This window comes from Pseudochryseolinea flava (genome assembly GCF_003286915.1).
Lineage (GTDB): Bacteria > Bacteroidota > Bacteroidia > Cytophagales > Cyclobacteriaceae > Ohtaekwangia > Ohtaekwangia flava.
The window spans coordinates 15659-33506 of sequence record NZ_QMFY01000018.1 but is presented as its reverse complement, the minus strand read 5'-3'; the positions used below and the strand labels follow the sequence as shown (position 1 = coordinate 33506).

The following is a 17848-nucleotide window of genomic DNA, read 5'->3' as shown; positions in this document are numbered from 1 at the left end:
TCGCAGCTATCGCCTTACATTCTTTCAGGCACTTCTATCCCCAATAACGCCATACTTTTCTTAACAGCATTCGCAATGGATGACGATAACGCTATTCTGAATTTCAGCTTCGCCTGATCTGCTTCATTGAAGATTGGAATGTTCTGATAGAATTGATTGTACTGTTTCGCCAGATCATATGCATAGTTGGCGATTACGGCAGGAGAATAATCTTTTGCAGCTTCTTTCAATTTTGATTCGAAAGAATTCAATACTTGCAACGCATCACGCTCCGCTGGCTCAAGCGATGTTATAGCACTCAAGTCATCAGCGCTGATCGACAAGTTCAACGATTCTGCTTTACGAAGAATCGCCTTGATACGCGCATGTGTATATTGAATAAATGGCCCGGTGAATCCTTGTAATTGAATAGACTCATTCGGATCGAAGAGCATTCTTTTCTTCGGGTCAACTTTCAGCAGGAAGAATTTCAATGCCGATAGGCCAATCATGTTGAATAACTTATGTGCATCGTCAGCACTTACACCATCAAGCTTGCCCAGTTCACGGGTTTGTTTCTCCGCTTCCGTAACCATCTCCTGAATAAGATCGTCCGCATCTACCACAGTGCCTTCTCTCGATTTCATTTTCCCGGTAGGGAGATCGACCATGCCATAAGACAAATGATAGCAACGTTTCGCCCAATCGTATCCAAGTTTGCTCAAGATTAAGAACAATACTTTGAAATGATATTCCTGTTCATTCCCTACAGTATATACTTGTCCGGTGATGTTTGGAAAATCTCTGAAGCGAAGAATCGCCGTACCAATATCCTGTGTCATATAAACAGAAGTACCATCGGCACGAAGAAGCACTTTTTGATCGAGTCCATCTCCCGTAAGATCAACCCACACTGAACCGTCTTCCTTCTTGAAGAACACACCGGATTCAAGGCCTTTCAACACTTCTTCTTTCCCGAGCAGATAAGTATCGGATTCATAATAAAGCTTTTCAAAATCGACGCCCATTTTTTTGTACGTCTCATTGAAGCCTTCATATACCCAGCCGTTCATCGTCTTCCAGAGCTCGACGGTCTCGGAATCTTTCTGTTCCCACTTGCGAAGCATTTCAGAAGCCATCTGCATGATGGGCGCATTCTTCTCTGCATCTTCTTTTGTAGAACCTTTCTCCACCAAAGCATTTACCTGAGCAACATATGCCTTGTTGAATTCCACATAATATTTTCCAACGAGGTGATCTCCTTTTACGCCAGAGCTTTTCGGTGTTTCACCATCACCATAAAGAACCCACGCAGCCATCGACTTACAAATGTGAATACCCCGATCGTTGATGATCTGTACTTTGTGCACATTGTATCCATTCGCTTTGTAGATTTCGCTTACACTCCATCCTAAGAAATTATTTCTCAAGTGACCTAAGTGCAATGGCTTGTTTGTATTCGGTGAAGAATACTCGATCATGATCTCCTGACCATTCGATGGAAGTTGTCCGTATTGCTTATTCGCATAGATGTTCTGCAATACATTCACCCAAACAGAATCATTCAACACGATGTTCAAAAACCCTTTTACAACATTGAAGCGTGCTACGATGCCCGCATTTTGCACGAGATAGTCGCCCACCATGCGCGCAGTTTCTTCAGGACCTTTGCGTGAAATTTTAGTCAGCGGAAAGCACACCAAAGTATGTGATCCTTCGAACTCTGCATTGGTAGGTTGAAGTTGAAGATTATCGATTTGTTGTTGAAAAACTGCAGTAACAGCTTTCTGGATTTCTGAACGAAGAAGTTGATCGAGATTCATGATTCTTATAAATGACTGAAGCAATTCCGTTCGGAGAAATTGCTTCAGCTAAAATGATTGATTCTATTATTTCGGATTACCACTCTAATACATACGCGAAGATCAGTGGCGCTACAATGGTCGCATCTGATTCAACGATGTATTTCGGTGTTTCAATACTCAGTTTACCCCAAGTGATTTTTTCGTTGGGAACTGCGCCTGAGTATGAACCATAACTTGTCGTAGAGTCGCTGATCTGGCAGAAGTAGCTCCAGAAAGGAACGTTGTCACGCTCGAGATCCTGGTGAAGCATTGGAACAACGCAAATCGGAAAGTCACCAGCGATACCGCCACCAATTTGGAAGAAACCGATACCTTCAGTGCCTGCATTTTCTGTATACCAGTCTGCGAGCCATACCATGTATTCGATACCCGACTTCATGGTGCTTGCTTTCAATTCGCCAGTCAACACATAAGAAGCGAAGATGTTACCCATGGTTGAGTCTTCCCAACCGGGAACGACCATCGGCATATTCTTTTCTGCTGCAGCGATCATCCAGGAATTCTTCGGATCGATCTCATAGTATTGTTTCAAGTCGCCGCTGTTGATCATGCGGAACATGAACTCGTGCGGAAATAAACGCTCGCCGTTATCTTCAGCATCTTTCCAAACTTTGAAAAGATGTGCTTGCAATCTTCTGAAAGCTTCTTCTTCAGGGATACAAGTATCGGTCACGCGGTTAAGGTGATTGCCCAAAAGCTCCCACTCTTGTTCTGGCGTGAGATCGCGGTAGTTTGGAATGCGGCGATAGTGTGAGTGCGCTACAAGATTCATGATATCCTCTTCTAGGTTTGCACCTGTACAAGAGATGATATGCACTTTATCTTGGCGGATCATTTCAGCAAAACTGATCCCTAGTTCGCCTGTACTCATGGCACCGGCAAGGGTGACCATCATTTTTTTTCCTTCGGCAAGGTGTTTCTTATAACCTTTTGCTGCATCCACTAAAGCTGCTGCGTTGAAGTGGAGGTAGTGTTTCTCAATAAATGATGAAATCGGTCTGTTTTGGCTCATGTCTTATCGATAAGTTCAAATTCAGGGGCGAAAATAAATAAAAAGAGGGAAGTTACCCCAACCTTCATTTCATTCCGGTCGACAGGTCTCCCCTCTTTCTTATAATGTCACCTTCTATCGTCTATTCCGCCAATACCGGCCGGTTCACAATAGATTTCGCCGTCGCCTCCAAAATTTCGAAGGCACTCTCGGCCATTCGGTTTTCTGTGTCAAGCGTTGGATTTACTTCAACGATTTCCCAGGCGCACACTTTATGATCTTTGGCGAGTTCAGCATTTAATATTTTAGCTTCTTCAACGGTTAGACCATTCGGAACAGGTGTACCCGTTCCAGCTGACACGCGGCTATCAATGCTATCGACATCGAATGAAACGTAAATGAAATCGCAGTGGTCAAGCATCTCGAGGGCGCGTTTTGCACTCGCAGCTGGTCCTGCTTTTTTCACATCTTCCGTTTCAATGAAGTTGATGTTGTATTTATTGATGAGATAGTTCTCAGGTTTCTCAAGGTCGCGAACGGAAATGTAGACGATATCTTCAGGAAGAACTTTCGGTCCAGGCATGCCCACGTTCTTAAGTTGCTCCCATAGTTCTTGAGTTTCGCCGCGCGGGTCATTCACTTTACATTCAAGGTTATCCATGCCTGTTGCCATGGCAAGTGCCATACCGTGCATGTTACCCGATGGTGTTGTGAATGGTGTATGGATATCGGCATGGGCATCGATCCAAATCACGCCAAGCCTTGCTTTGGGGTGAGCTTTTTTGATACCGGCAATTGTTCCATATGACGTGCTATGATCGCCGGCCATGATGATCGGAAAAAATTCGTCAAAGATTTGCTCGTATACTTCGAGGCATACCCTTTCTTCCATGATCATTACACCGTCGATAAACTTGGCGTAAGAATGTTTTGCACCATCAAAAAGGAGTTCGTTAACGTTCTCTACTTCTACGGATTCATGCTGTTTAAAAAAATCGGAATTGAGGTCGAGGCTGGCAATCTTCATTGCTTCTACGCCCAGACTGGCGCCACGCGTTCCGGCACCGATTTCGGACTTCACTTCAATGATCTTTAACTCTTTCACGACAAATGCAATTATGGTTGATGAATAATAGGTTAACCGTTGGATGTAAAAAACGTTCTTTCTGCCCGCCCTTTAGAAGTCGGGTAAGGCGTGAGCCTCAACAAACGGGATACAGAAAAATCGATTAACCATGGTTCTGAATGTGTATTGCAAAGATGGCAAATTTATCACAATATTGCACCCTTTATAAAGCCCGAAACGGTATTCATCGCCCTAATTGGCCGGTTTTACAAAAACCTAACGAAAAGGTAATGAGTATAACGAAAAGCCGAGTAATCATCTTTAAACACAAACGATAAGCCTGCCTGCCGGCTAAAGGAGGTTTTAACGATAGATGAAGAGCTACCGCGAACTTATTGAGCAAACTTTTGAGTTTCCTCAGAAAGAATTTAAGGTCCGCGACCACGAATTGCTTTTTAATGATGTTCCCGTAATGGAGATCATAAAAGAGTATGGTACCCCCCTAAAATTGACCTACCTCCCAAGAATTAGCGAGAATATTCGGTCTGTCCAGGCTCTTTTTAATAGCGCCATGGAAAAGTTCAAGTACAACGGCAAATACACTTACTGCTATTGTACTAAATCTTCTCATTTTTCTTTCGTCCTTGAGGAGGCTACCAAAAACAATGACGTTCACATCGAAACGTCTTCTTCTTTTGATATTCCGATCGTCAGATCGCTTTATAGCAAAGGAAAAATAAATAAGGATACTTATATCCTATGCAATGGCTTCAAAATGCCACTCTACACCCAGTACATTTCGGAATTGTTGAATGACGGTTTCAAAAACTGCGTTCCGATCCTTGATAAGATGGGCGAGATCGATGCCTACGAGCAAAACGTAACTGGCCCCTACCAAGTAGGTATTCGCGTCGCGGCCGACGAAGAACCGAAATTCGAATTCTATACTTCACGTCTGGGCATACGCTACAGCGACATCAACAATTTCTACAAAGAAAAAATTGAAACCAGCAGCAAAGCATCCCTGAAGATGCTTCACTTCTTCATCAATACCGGTATCAAAGACACCGCGTACTACTGGAGCGAACTCAGCCGCTTTGTATTCAAGTATTGCGAATTGAAAAAGATCTGCCCAACACTCGACTCGATCGATATTGGTGGTGGATTCCCAATCAAGACATCATTGACATTCCACTACGATTACAAATACATGATCGAACAGATCGTTGAAAACATCAAGTGGATTTGTGATAAGAACAACGTTCCTGTACCAAACATCTTCACCGAATTCGGTAGCTATACCGTTGGTGAAAGTGGCGCGGTACTGTATAACGTAATCGATCAAAAACTCCAAAACGATAAAGAGCTGTGGTATATGATCGATGGATCGTTCATCACACACTTACCGGATGCGTGGGGATTGAACCAAAAGTATGTGTTGCTCGCGCTTAACAAATGGGATGATCCATATCACAAAGTGAACATGGGTGGCTTGACCTGCGACAGTATGGATTACTATAACTCTGAAGCCCACACTGGCGAAGTATTCTTGCCGATGATCAACGATGAAGAGCCGTTGTATATTGGCTTCTTCCACACGGGGGCTTATCAGGAATCACTTGGTGGATACGGTGGAATTCAACATTGCCTTGTACCTGCACCGAAGCATGTGCTTATCGACCGCAATGAAGATGGAGAAATCACAACAAAACTTTTCGCTTCAGAACAAACAAGTGAAAGTATGTTGAAGGTGTTGGGATATTCTTCCTAACGTGTTTAAGATGTTTGTGTGTTGACGTGCTGATGTCAATACATTGAGATACAGATATAAAATAAAAAGGCAGTCTCAATAGGCTGCCTTTTTTAATGTTATCAGCGTTCTACTTTTCTTTCTTCGTGTCGGCTGTGGGCAAGATCTCTTGGTAGCCAGCCGGAATTTCGAAGTTTGAGTCTGCAACGGCTATTCTTTCGATCGACAGCACATCTTTAAAAAAAGCTACATTCCCAGAGATGACTTCTACTTTTAGTGGAAGGCCTACGATTTGACTGAACAACGTACTATCCTCGTCTTCAAACATGAGCACATACTTCCACTCCACGTCTTTGATATCGGGCGCAACCCAAAATGTACCGACAGCCTTCTTCTCTTGATCGGTGCTCTTAACAACATACTTCACACATGATGTATTCATGAATGTAGCCATTTCAGAAGTTTTTATTACCTCGGGCGCATTGCCAAATGTTGAAAAAGGCTTGGTATCATCCACCTGAAACGTCTTCCTATTATGAGAGATGTCATACACTTTACTGGCACTATCGAGCATGAGGTTAGCAGAAGTTCCATTGCGAAACTTTAAACAGAAATTCCGATTCTTGACGCAAACTTCAACAATATTCGACATTAGTGGAAGGCTGATCGTTTCTTCTTGACTTTTTATTTCCGCTGCTAGCGACGCCCTTTGCGCGGGCGTAAGCGACTTACTATTAAGCTTCTTTTTTTTCTTCGCGATTTCTTTGCGTAATGGTCCTTTCACACGTTCTTCCATGGCTTGCGTTTCTTCAGCACTACCAACTTGAACACGATCGGCGACTTTAACAATACCTTCGAAATTTTGCGCGTAGAGAGAACTTGATACACTGACTAGAAACAGTAAAACGATTATCTTCATAGGGGTTTATTTTCCAACGAAGATAATCGAAGCGCGGTAGCCGCAATAATGTGTGTACGGTGTGTACTTCTAGTTTTGTTATTTATTGATCTATGTTAACATTGATTGTTAGGCAAAAGGTCAAAACCCAAACGCAGGTGGAACTTCTTTGTAGGCAGCAGGCACCACAAACTCTTCTGCCGGCAAAGTCTGTTCTTTTAATTGTACCGCCTCCATCGTCATTTTTCCCTCCTTAGAATTAATCTCCATCAGCAATGGAACGCCATCAATCTTTTCAAATGAAAATACCTTACTTCCCTGATAACGATGCTTTGAAAAAGATTTGTAATCAATATTCTTGATCTCATTCGTTGCCCAAACAATGTGACTAAATTTTTTACCATTGATCTCCGACTCGATCACATACTTCGAGCAATTGTAATTCAATATCTTTTTGGTCTCTGTTGTTTTAGTCACTTTGGCATCTTTCTCAACTGCGCCTTTCTCTCCATTAGGTAGTACACTAAATGTTTTCGCATCGTGGTTGATGCTGTATACTTTGTCCTTATCCTTCAAATACAACATGGTTTGTTTGTCGGCAACACCGCCTTGAATCTTCGTGAGCATATCCTGTTTCTTGAGATGCGTCTCATACCCTGATGGCAGCATATTCTGTAGACCTCCACCTTGCATCATTTTCAAAGCTGCTTCCACTTGCGTTTTCATCTGAGGGTTCGCCTCCATCATCTTCTTGAATTCGGGATCATTCATTTTTGTTTGCAATTCGCGCATCTTGGCTTGATTATTCGGATCGGCGATCTTCTTCGATGCTTCTTCCATTTTAGCTTTTGTTTCCGGGTCTGTGATTTCGGTGGTGATAGTCCACTTAATGATACCTTCGAAATTTTGTGCGTAAGAAGCGAAGCAAAAAAGAAATGCAAAGAGGGTTAATACATTTTTCATGATGATTGAATTTGATGCTAAGATAGAGAAACCTTAAAACAGAAAACTTAAACCGAAAGCAGTTTACAGCTGTTTAACGCATGCTCATCGAATTGACGAAAAGCAATAACCAAATAGTCAAATCCGATTATTTAGAGTATATTCATTTCACATTTCCTTCCTTTCCAATCTCCTTAATCGCTTGCCTATGAAATCACTTCAGTCGAGCGTCTTTTTATTGAAGCTTACCGAAGCCTGGCATCCGTCTGTTTTAAAATCTATCGTTCCACCAAAACATTACCGCCATGAAAGTATTCGATGAAAAACATCTGAAGAACATTGTTCTGTTGGGCGCGCCTAAGGCTGGCAAAACTTTGCTGGCCGAAGACATGCTATTTGAAGCCGGTATCACGCATCGGCGTGGCACCATTGAAAGTAAAAACACCGTATCCGACTATCACGACATTGAACAAGAAAGAGGTAACTCTGTTTTCGCAACATCGCTCCATACCGAATGGAAAGACTACAAGATTAACATCATCGATACGCCTGGCTTCGACGATTTCATTGGTGAGATGATTTCTTCTGTACGCGTAGCGGACACTTGCGTGATGGTCATCAACGCACAACACGGCGTAGAAGTGGGCACAGAGCTCGTTTGGAATTACGTCGACCGTTTTCAAAAGCCTACCATCTTTGCCATCAATCAGGTAGATCATCCGAAAGCAAACTTTGACGATGCACTGGAGTCGCTTCAAAAAACATTTGGTAGCGCCGTCACGCAAATGCAATATCCGCTCACCACAGGCGAAGGGTTTAGCGCGATCGTTGACTTGTTGAAAATGGTGATGTACAAATTTCCGGAAGGCGGTGGTAAACCGGAAAAGCTAGCCATTCCAGAAGCAGAGCTAGAACGCGCGAATGAATTACACAATGCGTTGGTCGAAAAAGCGGCCGAGAACGATGAGAAACTCATGGAACACTATTTTGAAAAAGGCACGCTCGATGAAGACGAAATGCGCGAAGGGTTAAAGATCGGAATGGTCAGACATGATGTATTTCCTGTTTTTGTTATGTCTGCAAGAAAGAATATGGGAAGCGGTCGTATGATGGGTTTTATCGACAATGTAGCACCAACGCCACAAGAAGCCCAACCTGAGTTGTCTACAGGTGGAATACCTGTTCCTTTCGATAGAACACAACCTACTTGTATTTTCATTTTCAAAACACACCTTGAGCCTAACTTAGGAAAGTTATCTTTCTTTAAAGTGATCACTGGGGAAATCGCAGTTGGCGATGAATTGATAAACAGTGCGTCCGGTACAGCGGAGCGAATTCATCAACTTTTTATTATGGATGGTAAGACGCGACACACTATTGACAAACTTGTTGCTGGCGACATCGGTGCGACGTTAAAATTAAAGGATACTTTTACGAATCAAACGCTTCATGCAAAAGGGCACAACATCACCATTCAGCCGATTGAGTTTCCGGCGCCACGCATTCGAACGGCAGTCGTCGCCAAAAGCAAAAATGACGATGAAAAGATCGGCGAAGTTCTTCATCGTATTCATCAGGAAGATCCGACGATTGAAGTTGCTTACGCGAAGGAGTTGAAGCAACTCATCATTTCCGCACAAGGAGAATTACACCTGGCGATGTGCAAATGGTATCTCGAAAATGTTTACAAATTGAATATCGAGTTTGTAACACCGAGAATATCTTACCGCGAAACTATTCGACGGTCGGCATCAGCGATGTATCGGCATAAAAAACAATCCGGAGGCGCAGGACAATTTGGTGAAGTTCATCTAAAAATCGAGCCCTACTATGAAGGCATGCCGGAACCAACAGAGTACTCGGTGCGCGGCAAAGAGGAAATCGATCTCGAATGGGGCGGCAAACTCGTCTTCTATAATTGTATTGTCGGCGGCGTAATCGATGCGCGTTTCATTCCCTCGATATTAAAAGGTGTGATGGAAAAAATGGAAGAAGGTCCGATCACAGGATCTTATGTGCGTGATGTACGCGTGATGGTATTCGATGGAAAGATGCATCCAGTCGATTCCAATGACATCTCATTCAAGATTGCGGGAATGATGGCCTTTAAAGAAGCCTTCTTAAAATCAGAGCCACAATTACTCGAACCAATTTATGATGTTGAAATCAGGTTGCCGGAAGAAGTGATGGGCGAAGTGATGAGCGATCTGCAAACACGACGATCGTTGATCATGGGGATGGATGGTGCCGAAAATTTTCAAGTGATCAAAGCCAGAACGCCGCTGGCAGAACTTGATCGTTATTCGACGGCACTGCGTTCATTATCGCAGGGACGTGCCAATTTCACACAGACATTTGCCGAGTATGCACCTGTGCCTACGGATCATCAACTGAAATTAGCAAAGATGAATCACGAGGCGGCAGTAGTTTGATGGTTGCAAATGTTGGCGTGTTGACGCGGACAAAAGTGTATCAACACGAACACGCCGACACACTACGCCAAGATGTCTAAAAAAACAGGCTATCGATCGAAAGACCGTCGAAAAAGCATTTTCGGCGTTGGAAAACGATTGTTTAAAGTGGTGTTTTTCCTAGTTTTGTTAGGAACCATTAGGCTGTGCAAAACGCGATTGTCATTATACCCACCTACAATGAGCGGGAGAATATCCGAGCGATCATTGATGCTGTCTTTGCACTACCAAAATCATTTCACTTACTGATTGTTGACGACAATTCGCCAGACGGAACAGGGCAGATTGTTGAAGAACTCCAGCAAGTTTACAACACCACTGAGAATAGACTTCAACTGTATAAACGTTCTGGAAAGCTTGGATTGGGTACGGCCTACATCACCGGCTTTAAGTATGCGCTGGAAAAAAATTACGATTACATTTTGGAGATGGATGCGGATTTTTCGCATGATCCGAAAGACTTGGTGCATTTACATACCGCATGTGAAGCGCGCGGAGCCGATGTATCTATTGGCTCGCGATATGCGACTGGCGTGAACGTTGTGAACTGGCCGATGGGCCGCGTACTACTGTCATATTTTGCTAGTACCTATGTGCGCCTGATTACGAGCATCCCGGTAAAAGATACGACAGCAGGTTTTGTTTGCTATCGCCGGAAGGTGCTGCAGACCATCCCGCTGGACGAGATCAAGTTTGTAGGTTATGCATTTCAAATAGAAATGAAATTCCTAGCCTGGAAATTCGGTTTTAATCTCCAAGAGGTACCTATCATCTTCACCGACCGCACACGAGGAGAGTCAAAGATGTCTGCTGGCATCTTCAAAGAAGCCTTCTTCGGCGTTTTGCAAATGACCATTCAAAGTTGGTTCAAGAAATATATCCCGGTAGGATAAACTGCTTGACAAACTTTTAGTCTTCCAAACCAACGAAAGAGATCGGGCCTACGTGAGACTTCACAAGTTCTAAATCTGGCTCGGTGATTTCCGCTTCGTAGCCATCTTCCTTCAGCATGTTCAGAATATCTTCCGCAGCTTCTTTCTGCTTGTAGATATGATAGTCTTCACGTGCAAAAACAGGATAGCGTCCAAGCTTTTGTTCGCGGTCAACAAAGTTAAAACCACAAAGGAAAAGTTTGCTTCCAGCGTGCTGAATGCGGTACAATGGCATTTGCGGGTACTTCTGAAGCCATTCCACAACTTCTTCGCGGGTTCCTTGCACAATCTCGGTAAGCTTGAAGATTTTCATCACTTCACCTTGATTGGGTTTGTCGAGCATACGCAAATCAAAATTGTGAACGTAAGCGGATAAACCAACACAACCACACAACACCATCAGTGGATTTTGGGCATCGCCATGTAACCGGATGTCAAGATTCTTAGCGTTAAAGAATGCCTGCAATCTGCGGTTCCTTTTTTGGATAGTAGAGGTCAAGTCCGGTCTTACCGGATTTTTAAATTTAAGCTGCATAACAGTAACATTTCGGATATAAGGTGGGCTCCTTACATCTACAAAGGTATAAAATATATTAGAGTTTAAACGCTATTAATCAAACCTAATAGCCCGTATTGGGTTAATCCTGGAAATAACCATTGTAGGCAACAATAAAACCAACGTAACGACTGCAAATGTAAGCAGGTTCAGCAAACCTACAACTTCCCAATTCCAGCTAATGGGCACGAATTCCATGTAATAATCGTGCGGATTCAGCTTCACTATTTTGAACTGATCTTGAATGAAACACAATGAAAGCCCAAGAACGTTACCCCAAAAAAGGCCCTTTAAGATCAGATTCATGCCCTGAAAAATAAAAACAGATCGCACGGCGCCATTACTCGCGCCCAGCGCCTTTAGCATGCCGATCATTTGCGTACGCTCCATTACCAAGATCAGCACAATAGAAACCATATTTACACATATCACAAGGAGAATGATGGCCAATATCATGTTCACCTGCCTACTTACTAGATTTAGCCATTCAAATACCTGCATATACAGATCGCTAATCTTCTGAACATCCAAATCGAAATCCATCGACTCCCCTACCCATTCCTGCGTCGCGTCAACCTTTTCGACATCATGCAAAAAAATCTCCACACCACCCGCTAGACTGTCCGACCAATCATTCAACCTTCTGATCAAGCGTATATCGCCAATGATAATCTTACTATCGAAGTATTCAGACAAATGTGTTTGATAGATGCCTGCGATTTTCAATTTCCGAAAGCGCGGTGGATTTTGAAGGAAGTGAACGCCCAAGTCGTCACCTACTTTTGCGCGTAACTTATCGGCAATTATTTTACTTACCACAACCTGATTAGAATACGCGGAGTCTGGAAATTTGATAAACTTCCCCTCTATCAAGTACGGCTCAAAGCTCTTCTGATCGAAACTCTTACCAACGCCTTTTAACACGACGCCGAGTACTTCATCTTGAGCCTTTACAATACCAACTTTGTGCGCATACTCTTGGCTGTGACGAATATTATCGTTGCCTTGTGGATTGGTAAAGGCAGGTGTATAAAAGTTAAACGGTTCCTCTTCCATCGAACGTTCAAGCGATTGTTTCTGAATGAGGAGGTGTCCCGTGAAGGAGAATATTTTTTCTTTCACCGTATTTTGAAAACCTTTCATCACCAGAAACGAAATGATGGCTGCTGCCAATCCAACGCTAATAATCACAATGGCGATGGTGTGAATCGTTGAAGCAAAACCCTCTTTCTGTTCGCGCGTGATTCTTTTGGATATGAAATACGAAAGGTTCAATTTCTTACTAACTTTTCGGCGTTGTCGCAAAATAGAATAACATTCCGTCTCAACCAACACTCGCCGTCTTATGATTAGAATATCGACCTTCGTTCTGCTTGTTCTGTGGACATGCCAATGCACGGGCCAACCACCGCGTCCAACAGTTGAATCGCCCTCAGGAGCTGCCACAGTGCCCAGCAAAGTATTGATGGGAGCCGATCAGCTCGACAAAATTCTGCCGCTCACAAAGGGAAAAAATGTGGCATTGGTGGTGAATCATACATCGTTGGTCAATAATCAAACTCACCTCGCAGACACACTGATCAGTCTCGGTGTTACCATACGGAAGATCTTCGCGCCAGAGCATGGATTTCGCGGGATGGCAGCTAACGGCGAGCACGTAAAAGATGGCGTGGATACAAAAACGGGACTTCCGATTGTATCACTTTATGGCGCAAACCGAAAACCCACAACTGCACAAGTTGCCGATGTCGACGTAATCATTTTCGACATACAAGACGTGGGTGCACGTTTCTATACTTACATCAGCACCATGCATTACATGATGGAGTCTTGTGCTGAAAACAATAAGCAGCTCATTGTGCTCGATCGTCCTAATCCGCATGGCGGGTATTTCGACGGACCTATTCTTCAACCCGCATTCAAATCGTTCGTTGGTATGCATGCTATTCCAATCGTTCATGGGTTAACCGTTGCTGAGCTCGCGCAGATGATCAACGGAGAAGGCTGGCTTGCAGGCGGAAAAAAATGTGAGCTGAAGATCGTCAAGGTCCACGGCTGGAAACATCATGACGAGTATGTACTTCCGGTGAAACCTTCTCCCAACCTTCCGAACCAACAGTCGATCAAACTATATCCATCCGTTTGTCTATTGGAACAAACTGTGATCAGCATTGGACGAGGAACAGAATTCCCCTTTCAAGTTCTAGGAAACCCACTGCTAAAATCTTATGCATTCCAATTCACGCCGATCAATATGCCTGGTGTAGCGGTTAATCCTCCGCACGAGAATAAGCTGTGTTATGGATTAGACCTTCGACAAGCCAGTGTGCCGACTGACAAAATCGATCTGCAGTACATCTTTGAAATGTATAAGGCGTATCCCGAGAAAGACAAATTCTTCATTGGAATGTTTGATAAAATCATGGGAAATGATGTTTTCAAAAAACAATTGAAAGACGGATTGACCGAAGCACAAATTCGCGACTCGTGGAAAGATGGTCTTGCCCAATATGAAAAGATGCGCGCAAAATATTTATTGTATCCTTAAAGCCTATTGGTCATTATGACAAAAGCGGAAAAAGTAAGCGACATCTTAAATATTTTAGATAAACATTTTCCTAAACCCGAAGTCCCCCTTCATCATAAGGATGCGTATACACTGTTGATTTCTGTTTTATTATCGGCACAATGTACCGATGAGCGCGTAAACAAAACGACGCCGTCGCTTTTCAAAATGGCCGATAATCCATACGATATGATAAAGTTGTCGGTGGAGGAAATTCGAGAGATCATCAAACCTTGTGGATTGTCTCCGATGAAGTCTAAGGGGATACATGGGCTGTCACAAATACTTATCGATCGGTACAATGGAGAAGTTCCCAATACTTTTGAAGCGCTCGAGTCTCTGCCTGCTGTAGGACACAAGACTGCCTCGGTAGTGATGACACAATGGTTTAACATTCCTGCCTTTCCGGTCGACACACACATTCATCGGTTGGCTTACCGTTGGGGTTTAACCAATGGGAAAAGTGTTGAGCAGACGGAAAAAGATTTGAAAAGACTTATTCCGGAGTCAAAATGGAATGTAGCGCATTTACAAATTATCTATTTTGGAAGGGCGTTTTGCCCTGCCAGAGGCCATATTTGGACGGAATGCCCAATCTGTTCGAAGTACATGCGCAAAGACCTGCGGGACTAGCGAACCATATTTGGAAAATTTTCGTTAGCTTTATAGAAAATTTTCCGGTTATGACAAAGAACAAGATTACCGATTTATTGGGTGGCAGTAAAGTTCTCGGCAAACCAAAAGACCTTGACGATCTAGCGGAAGAGGGGCTTCCAAAGCAATCCCTTGTTTTCTTTATGACCCAAGTAAACCTCGATGAGCGTCGTTTGTTCAACTACCTGGATGTAACAAAACGTACACTTGACAATTACAAACCAAAAGAACGTTTGCGTTTGTATATCAGCGATCGGTTAATTCACCTTGCAGAATTATACGCTAAAGGAAAAGAAATTTTTAATTCACTTGAGTACTTCAACGAATGGCTCAATCGTCCTTCCATTGATTTCCATGGAGAGAAACCCATCGAGCTAATTAACACGCGTCGTGGTATTGATGAAATACTGCGAACACTTGGAAGAATCGAACACGGTATCCTTGCATGATTCTTTATCGTTGTTGTTTATCGAAGTGGTCTAAGGATCTCAGCGGAACCGGCGCTTCCATGTACGGCGGGCGCTGGAATAATCCGGGAACATTTCTCGTATATACGGCAGAGAACAACATTCTCGCGGCATTGGAAATCGCCATCAGAATTCCTTTGGAACAAATTGGAAAAGATTATGTGATGATGGGAATCGAAGTTCCTGACGGTATCGAACCCTACATTCCCAAACTCTCGAAAACATGGTATAAAGATGAAGAAGCAACGCGGGCAGTAGGTGATCAGTTTGCCAAAAACAATTCGCATCTCTTGATGAAAGTGCCTTCTGCGCTTATCTCTGACGCCTACAACTACATCATCAACCCGCGTCACGAGTCGGCCTATCAAATCAAACTACAAGACTCAAAAAGCATTCTGCTGGATAAGCGATTAACTTTAATTGAGAATAAGTAGTTGAGTATTGGAGATTAGGTATTAGGTATTAGGTATTAGGTATTAGGTATTAGGTATTAGGTATTAGGTTGTTGGAGATCAGGCATGGGTTTCAACACAGCTATGCTATGGATTTCTTGTACATCGTGAAGAACAGAAATGGTAGAAATCCAAAACTGAAAATTACGGCACCACCCCAATAGTAATTCTTCTGCGCCGGGAAGCATAAACATTTAAAAAGTGATTGCCGCTGCAGTTACTAGTGCGCTGATAAAACCCAGGACGAGTTTCATTTTCTCTGACATTGCCGAATGAATTTTTCTTTTGAAGTGATTGATCAACAGCATCGGCATGTACAACATTTCGCAGCGCCATACATTATCTGCCATCCATTATCGTAGTTAAACACTGACGAGGCAGAGACCCATACCTGAATGCTGAACGCCGTAAAAAGCAGATGCCGAACGCGGTCAACGTTCGGCATCACTTGCGCGCATTTGCTGAAGAAAAAACTGCAAACAAAAAAGGCGCGCCTACTTCACTGTAAAAAATTGGCATTCCGACACCGGCAAAAAATATTTACAACCAACAACCACTACGAATGGAGTAAATCACCAGTCGCGTCGGAAATGCCATACCTTCAAAGCCTCGAGCTACGCGTTACGTGCTACGAGTCTAGTCCACGTTATCGTGGAGAAACTTATTGTTACCTAAAAGATTGTTATCGTCATTCAGGTTATACTTCGAAATAAACTGTTCGGATGAGTGCGGTACATCATTCATCTTCACACCTCTTCTAAGGTATGCCGGCAATGACCATTTCTCATTGAACTCATCTTTAGTCATCTCACCTTTACGAGCCTTCTTCAACTTTTCTTTGCGTTCTTCAGCTTGTTGCTGGAGTCTTTGTTTAGTTGAACGAAGTTCCATCATACCATCGTCATTGATGGTTTGATCTCCGTAGTTTGAGGTAACGTCGAACTCATCGTCTCTGAACAAGCCTTCTTCACCATCATCATCGGTGTTCACAGGCTGTTGCTGTTCCGTACGGTTGAATGGCCCCGAGAAATGTACCTCACGCTCAGATGATTTCTGATCGTTCTGTTGTTGTTTCCTGGTCTCCTCTTCGATACGGCGACGGAGTTCAATGTCGCGTTGAGATTCATTAACCGTGTTGTTCACCGTATGATCAGCGTTGCTATTAAACAACCATCCTTGTGAACGATCGAGGTCATGAATCTTTTTCTCTTCTTTCTTCTTCGCTGCAGTTGCGTTTTCCTTCAACTCGCTGCTTTGAAAACCAGTAGCGATAACCGTTACACGGATACGATCGCCCAGGTCAGGATCAACACCGTGACCAAAGATCATCTCAGCTTCATCACCAGCTTGTTCCTGGATGTATTCCGTGATTTCACTGAGTTCATCCATTTGCAATTCTGCTTCAACACCAGAGATGATAGAGAGAAGAATTTTCTTAGCGCCCATGATATCACGGTTGTCAAGCAGCGGCGAAGACAAAGCACCTTCCGCAGCTTTCTTCGCACGATCTTCACCGCGCGTTTCTGCTGATCCCATTACCGCTGCACCTGCATTCAACATAACGGTGCGCACATCTTGAAAATCGACGTTTACATAACCTGCGAGGGTAATGATTTCGGCAATTCCTTTTGCTGCTGTCGTTAAAATGTTGTCGGCTTGTGCGAAAGCTTGGTTGATCGAGAGGTTCCCGAAGATCTCTCTGAGTTTATCGTTTAGAATCACGAGCACAGTATCGCAGTTCGCTCTGAGCGCATCGATACCGAGTTCAGCCTGATTCATTTTCTTCTTTCCTTCAAACATGAACGGCGCCGTCACAATACCTACTGTGAGGATGTCCATGTCTTTCGCGATTTTCGCAATGACAGGTGCAGCACCAGTTCCTGTTCCGCCCCCCATTCCGGCTGTGACGAACACCATTTTGGTACCGGTTAGCATTTCGCGAATCTGCTCTTTGCTTTCAAGCGCGGCATTCTTTCCTACTTCAGGATTTGCACCACAGCCGAGACCTTCCGTGAGGTTGGTTCCGATCTGTAATTTATTTGGCACCGGGCTTCCAAGGAGCGCCTGGTTATCAGTGTTGCAAACCACAAACTCAACATCTTTGATGCCTTGCTTGTACATATGGTTTACAGCATTGCTTCCCCCGCCGCCAACACCGATCACCTTGATGATCGAGCGTGTCACGCTTTGTTTGGGAACTTCAAATTTGTAAGATCCAGTTTCGAACATGATTATCTATTATTTAGTGGTTGTTTCTGT

Annotated in this window: 15 protein-coding genes; 7 read left to right on the top strand and 8 right to left on the bottom strand. The window is 43.5% G+C overall.

The features are described 5' to 3' along the window. Positions 1-14 precede the first annotated feature (14 nt). The 3 genes from argS to DQQ10_RS23865 form a co-directional block, all read right to left on the bottom strand. A complete protein-coding gene (argS, locus tag DQQ10_RS23875) occupies positions 15-1802 on the bottom strand; it encodes an arginine--tRNA ligase (RefSeq protein ID WP_112749460.1) in 1788 nt (595 codons plus the stop codon). A 76-nt stretch (positions 1803-1878) separates the two neighbouring features. Then, positions 1879-2856, bottom strand: coding sequence for a deoxyhypusine synthase family protein (locus tag DQQ10_RS23870; protein ID WP_112749459.1), 978 nt, complete (start codon positions 2854-2856; stop codon positions 1879-1881). 121 nt (positions 2857-2977) lie between these two features. Next, positions 2978-3940 (bottom strand): arginase, encoded by a 963-nt coding sequence (locus tag DQQ10_RS23865; protein WP_112749458.1) that lies wholly within the window; start codon positions 3938-3940, stop codon positions 2978-2980. Between the two features lie 334 nt (positions 3941-4274). Between DQQ10_RS23865 and DQQ10_RS23860 the strand changes: the two genes are divergently transcribed. Continuing rightward, entirely contained in the window at positions 4275-5672 is a 1398-nt protein-coding gene (locus DQQ10_RS23860) for a type III PLP-dependent enzyme domain-containing protein (protein WP_112749457.1), read from the top strand. Positions 5673-5781: 109 nt separating this feature from the next. Here the strand turns inward: DQQ10_RS23860 and DQQ10_RS23855 are convergent, their stop codons facing one another. Then, a complete protein-coding gene (locus DQQ10_RS23855; protein WP_112749456.1) occupies positions 5782-6570 on the bottom strand; it encodes a hypothetical protein in 789 nt (262 codons plus the stop codon). 120 nt (positions 6571-6690) lie between these two features. Continuing rightward, positions 6691-7512, bottom strand: a complete 822-nt coding sequence (locus DQQ10_RS28030; RefSeq protein ID WP_165824096.1) for a DUF4412 domain-containing protein — start codon at positions 7510-7512, stop codon at positions 6691-6693. Between the two features lie 284 nt (positions 7513-7796). On the opposite strand from DQQ10_RS28030, the gene DQQ10_RS23840 reads away from it, so the two are divergent. Then, complete coding sequence (locus tag DQQ10_RS23840) at positions 7797-9923, top strand: elongation factor G (RefSeq protein WP_112749453.1); 2127 nt, start codon at positions 7797-7799, stop codon at positions 9921-9923. 185 nt (positions 9924-10108) lie between these two features. Next, the gene (locus DQQ10_RS23835; protein WP_112749452.1) at positions 10109-10855 is read left to right on the top strand and encodes a polyprenol monophosphomannose synthase; all 747 of its coding nucleotides are present in this window, start codon (positions 10109-10111) and stop codon (positions 10853-10855) included. Positions 10856-10871: 16 nt separating this feature from the next. Here the strand turns inward: DQQ10_RS23835 and DQQ10_RS23830 are convergent, their stop codons facing one another. Both DQQ10_RS23830 and DQQ10_RS27800 read right to left on the bottom strand, forming a co-directional pair. Then, complete coding sequence (locus DQQ10_RS23830) at positions 10872-11429, bottom strand: hypothetical protein (RefSeq protein ID WP_112749451.1); 558 nt, start codon at positions 11427-11429, stop codon at positions 10872-10874. A 75-nt stretch (positions 11430-11504) separates the two neighbouring features. Further along, positions 11505-12725, bottom strand: coding sequence for an ABC transporter permease (locus DQQ10_RS27800; protein WP_165824094.1), 1221 nt, complete (start codon positions 12723-12725; stop codon positions 11505-11507). 70 nt (positions 12726-12795) lie between these two features. Here DQQ10_RS27800 and DQQ10_RS23815 point away from each other — a divergent pair, with 70 nt between their 5' ends. From DQQ10_RS23815 to DQQ10_RS23800, 4 genes are read left to right on the top strand one after another with little or no spacing between them, the layout of a single operon-like run. Next, the gene (locus DQQ10_RS23815) at positions 12796-13998 is read left to right on the top strand and encodes an exo-beta-N-acetylmuramidase NamZ family protein (protein WP_112749450.1); all 1203 of its coding nucleotides are present in this window, start codon (positions 12796-12798) and stop codon (positions 13996-13998) included. Between the two features lie 15 nt (positions 13999-14013). Next, a complete protein-coding gene (gene nth / locus DQQ10_RS23810; protein ID WP_112749449.1) occupies positions 14014-14649 on the top strand; it encodes an endonuclease III in 636 nt (211 codons plus the stop codon). Positions 14650-14699: 50 nt separating this feature from the next. Then, on the top strand, positions 14700-15119 hold the full coding sequence (gene parS / locus DQQ10_RS23805; RefSeq protein WP_165824092.1) for a type II RES/Xre toxin-antitoxin system antitoxin: 420 nt from the start codon (positions 14700-14702) through the stop codon (positions 15117-15119). Then, positions 15116-15571 carry an RES family NAD+ phosphorylase gene (locus tag DQQ10_RS23800; protein ID WP_112749447.1) on the top strand — a complete coding sequence of 152 codons (456 nt, stop codon included), beginning with the start codon at positions 15116-15118 and terminating at the stop codon, positions 15569-15571. The genes parS and DQQ10_RS23800 overlap by 4 nt, the downstream gene beginning before the upstream one ends. 654 nt (positions 15572-16225) lie before the next feature. Here DQQ10_RS23800 and ftsZ read toward each other — a convergent pair. After that, the gene (gene ftsZ, locus DQQ10_RS23795) at positions 16226-17818 is read right to left on the bottom strand and encodes a cell division protein FtsZ (protein WP_112749446.1); all 1593 of its coding nucleotides are present in this window, start codon (positions 17816-17818) and stop codon (positions 16226-16228) included. Positions 17819-17848: the final 30 nt, after the last annotated feature.

What these genes read in the sequence shown, in the direction of transcription:
- argS (WP_112749460.1), bottom strand. Translation starts at nt 1,802, where the DNA reads ATGAATCTCGATCAACTTCTTCGTTCAGAAATCCAGAAAGCTGTTACT.
- DQQ10_RS23870 (WP_112749459.1), bottom strand. Translation starts at nt 2,856, where the DNA reads ATGAGCCAAAACAGACCGATTTCATCATTTATTGAGAAACACTACCTC.
- DQQ10_RS23860 (WP_112749457.1), top strand. Translation starts at nt 4,275, where the DNA reads ATGAAGAGCTACCGCGAACTTATTGAGCAAACTTTTGAGTTTCCTCAG.
- DQQ10_RS23855 (WP_112749456.1), bottom strand. Translation starts at nt 6,570, where the DNA reads ATGAAGATAATCGTTTTACTGTTTCTAGTCAGTGTATCAAGTTCTCTC.
- DQQ10_RS28030 (WP_165824096.1), bottom strand. Translation starts at nt 7,512, where the DNA reads ATGAAAAATGTATTAACCCTCTTTGCATTTCTTTTTTGCTTCGCTTCT.
- DQQ10_RS23840 (WP_112749453.1), top strand. Translation starts at nt 7,797, where the DNA reads ATGAAAGTATTCGATGAAAAACATCTGAAGAACATTGTTCTGTTGGGC.
- DQQ10_RS23830 (WP_112749451.1), bottom strand. Translation starts at nt 11,429, where the DNA reads ATGCAGCTTAAATTTAAAAATCCGGTAAGACCGGACTTGACCTCTACT.
- DQQ10_RS23815 (WP_112749450.1), top strand. Translation starts at nt 12,796, where the DNA reads ATGATTAGAATATCGACCTTCGTTCTGCTTGTTCTGTGGACATGCCAA.
- nth (WP_112749449.1), top strand. Translation starts at nt 14,014, where the DNA reads ATGACAAAAGCGGAAAAAGTAAGCGACATCTTAAATATTTTAGATAAA.
- parS (WP_165824092.1), top strand. Translation starts at nt 14,700, where the DNA reads ATGACAAAGAACAAGATTACCGATTTATTGGGTGGCAGTAAAGTTCTC.
- DQQ10_RS23800 (WP_112749447.1), top strand. Translation starts at nt 15,116, where the DNA reads ATGATTCTTTATCGTTGTTGTTTATCGAAGTGGTCTAAGGATCTCAGC.
- ftsZ (WP_112749446.1), bottom strand. Translation starts at nt 17,818, where the DNA reads ATGTTCGAAACTGGATCTTACAAATTTGAAGTTCCCAAACAAAGCGTG.